At 56.4% G+C, this 2,838-nt stretch carries 2 protein-coding genes and 2 pseudogenes; 3 read left to right on the top strand and 1 reads right to left on the bottom strand.

Annotated features, from left to right (window positions below; genetic code table 11):
- Window positions 1-136: 136 nt before the first annotated feature.
- Complete coding sequence (locus tag ACR3FF_RS26620) at window positions 137-1,294, bottom strand: glutathione-independent formaldehyde dehydrogenase (RefSeq protein ID WP_458191089.1); 1,158 nt, start codon at window positions 1,292-1,294, stop codon at window positions 137-139.
- A 413-nt stretch (window positions 1,295-1,707) separates the two neighbouring features.
- Between ACR3FF_RS26620 and ACR3FF_RS26615 the strand changes: the two genes are divergently transcribed.
- The 3 genes and pseudogenes from ACR3FF_RS26615 to ACR3FF_RS26605 form a co-directional block, all read left to right on the top strand.
- Complete coding sequence (locus ACR3FF_RS26615) at window positions 1,708-1,953, top strand: HVO_A0114 family putative DNA-binding protein (protein ID WP_458191088.1); 246 nt, start codon at window positions 1,708-1,710, stop codon at window positions 1,951-1,953.
- 152 nt (window positions 1,954-2,105) lie between these two features.
- Window positions 2,106-2,465, top strand: a pseudogene (locus tag ACR3FF_RS26610) (DUF7995 family protein); the annotation flags it as partial.
- A gap of 92 nt (window positions 2,466-2,557) precedes the next feature.
- Window positions 2,558-2,725, top strand: a pseudogene (locus ACR3FF_RS26605) (DUF7389 domain-containing protein); the annotation flags it as partial.
- Between the last annotated feature and the right edge of the window lie 113 nt (window positions 2,726-2,838).

Genomic DNA, 2,838 nt, shown 5'->3' with positions numbered 1-2,838 from the left:
ACTCTAAACAGTCCTCTTTGTCAGGCAGAAAGACCTCGTTGACACTCTCTCTGCTGACCATGCTGGGGAAGGCTACGAACTCCAGTCATGAGAAAGTATTCACCGCTACAGATGAGCGAAATGGATTTGGAACAGACTAGGGTTCCAAGAGAACTTTCGTCACACCCTCTTCACGTTGGTCAAACCGCTCGTACATCTCCGGCGCGTCGGCCAACTCAGTTCGGTGAGAGACGACCCAACTTGGATCTGCGCGGCCTTGGATGATGAGGTCTCGGAGTTCACGATTATACTCTTTGACGTTGCATTGACCGGTGCCGAATTTCTGGCCCTTCTCGAACAGTTTGCCGAAGTCGATACCCAGCCGACCCTGCGCAGCCATCTCGTCGGGTGCGCCAGGATCCGATGGGACATAAAGCCCGACAACGCCGATTTGACCCGTCGGCCGGACGGTTTGAATGAGTTGGTTGAGGACAATGGCGGGGTTCTCCCGAGCGGGATCATACGCATCGTCGGCTTCCTTATCATCGTCGATTGCTTGATACCCAACCGCGTCGACCCCCTTGTCGACACCACCGCCGTGCGCATTCTTGATCTGTTCGACCGGGTTGGAGTCTTCGAAGTTGATCGGAATCGCATCGCAGTGCTCCTCTGCAAGCTCTAATCGGCTGGGAACGCGGTCGACCACGTAGATTTCTGCTGCGCCTTTGATTTTCGCGCTGTAGGCGGCCATCAGTCCGACCGGCCCCGCTCCGAAGATTGCAACTGAGTCGCCAGGTTGGAGGTTTGCAAGTTCGGTTCCGTGCCATCCTGTCGGGAAGATGTCTGCCAGCAGTGCGAACGCGTCCTCGTGTTCGTCGCCTGGTGGCAGTTTCAGCGCGTTGAAATCCGCGTATGGGACGCGAAGCTTCTCTGCCTGCCCGCCCTGATATGGCCCCATCGCGACGTAGCCGTACGCTCCCCCAGCAAATCCGGGATTGACGTTCGTACAGAACCCGGTGTACCCTTCTTCGCAATTCTCACAGAAGCCACACGCAACGTTAAACGGCATGACAACACGGTCGCCCTCGCTGAGTGTGCTGACGCCGTCGCCGACCTCCTTGACGATACCCATGTTCTCGTGGCCGAACACGATACCTGGCTCGGCATCGGTTCGCCCCTCGTACATGTGGAGATCCGACCCGCAGATTGCGGTCGTCGTGATATCGACGACGATGTCGTTCGGATGTTCGAGTTCCGGTTCGTCTACCGCTTCGATAGCAACGTCGTGCTCGCCCTTGTAGACGACGGCGTCCATTGACATTGGATAACAAACCCTATTGAACAATTTATGGGTTGCATCATAAATTACGTGGCCGGATAACGGCGGCAAGTTGAAATCAACTTAGGAACCCCAGAGTTTCTAGTATTCCCACTGAACAAGTGCCATCGAAGCATCGGGCAGTTCGGTTACAAGTGCCGGATCACTCGTTCAGCCCGCCAGAAAACGCGTATCTTACCGGCGTTCGTCACCGACGGTCGATGTGATCGGTTGCGGCGGAAGCTGCAGCAGGTCGAACTGTACGCACGGGTGAAGCGGGGTGATGCGAGTTCGGTCGAGCAGAAGATCCCGGTATTCGGTCAGAGCTTGCGGACAAATTCGACAACGGGTATCCAGTCCGCCGTGACGAACTCATCGCCGCCGTGAAGACACAGCCACAGACGAAACAGATGTCACGAGCGCTTGCTCGCGGTGGGATGGACGGGGTACACGTCCTGAGCCACGAGAGTGCCGCTGAAATCCTCACGCCAAAGCGGCGCGACCTGATCACGTATCTCGCCGACAACGACGTCGCGTCAGTCCGCGAGCTTGCTCGACAACTCGACCGTGATAAGGGCCAAGTTAGTCGTGACCTCGAAACGCTTGCTCGACATGGCGTGGTTGGCTTCGAGTCTTCGCCTGGCAACAGAAGTTGATCTGCAGGGACTTCTCCGTCAAGATACGCGAGTCCGGTATCTGAAATTCGATAGTAGGCTGCGTCTTCGTCCCGAACGGCCACAAGTCCTCGTGCTGCCAGTTGCTTCAATTGCCGTGATATCGTTGAAGCACTCGTCTCGACAGTACCGAGTTCGACGACGAGAGTTCGGCCGTCGCAGGCAAGGCTCGGTGGGGTGAATTACCGGTTGTGGCACCAATCGATTCAGCCGACGGAGAGGAACTCTTAGAACGTGGCTGGACGGCGACCAAACAGGAGTTCGAACGGAATCTCGACCGGGTAAGAAAAGCGCTCAATGAGTTCAGTACTGACGAACTCATGCACGACAAGAATCTTGCCCGGCACGCTTGCTACAATCTTGGCGCCTACCGTGGGCCGTCACTCTTCCTCTACGATGAATTCGGTGGGGCGATTCGTCACCGAGAGCAACTCAATCGTGTCCCTGATGCAGACGAGCAGCTGTGGATCATTCCGGCAGACGTCCACTACTGAGTACAGTACCTCTTTTCGGAATCGAGTGCAGAGAGGCGTTTTTCACCCTCTGAAAGGGTGCGGGGGCAGACAGAGACCCTCGCGGAGTGCACATGACTGAGTCCAACCCAGTACCTGAGACAGACGTCGAATCGAATCCAAATCGCCAGCTGTCATCAGAGACGGAGTACGTCGAACGGACTGACGTCGGCGTCTCACTCACTGTGAAGCTCACTCGTGGCACTGGCACGCGAGATCAGGACAAGCTCACGGCCAAAGTCGCTAGTTGTCCACTCTGGCTCAAGAGACCAGTTGCTGACACGTAGTAGTCAGAATGAGGCGACTGAATCAGTCGCCTGATTCAGCCGCTGTCCGGATTGGTGCGTAATGAGGC

The organism is Haladaptatus ordinarius, from assembly GCF_054177595.1.
This window is presented reverse-complemented; position numbering and strand designations above follow the sequence as displayed.

Excerpts from the sequence above, each read along its gene's own strand:
- ACR3FF_RS26620 (WP_458191089.1), bottom strand. The coding sequence starts at position 1,294 with ATGGACGCCGTCGTCTACAAGGGCGAGCACGACGTTGCTATCGAAGCG.
- ACR3FF_RS26615 (WP_458191088.1), top strand. The coding sequence starts at position 1,708 with ATGTCACGAGCGCTTGCTCGCGGTGGGATGGACGGGGTACACGTCCTG.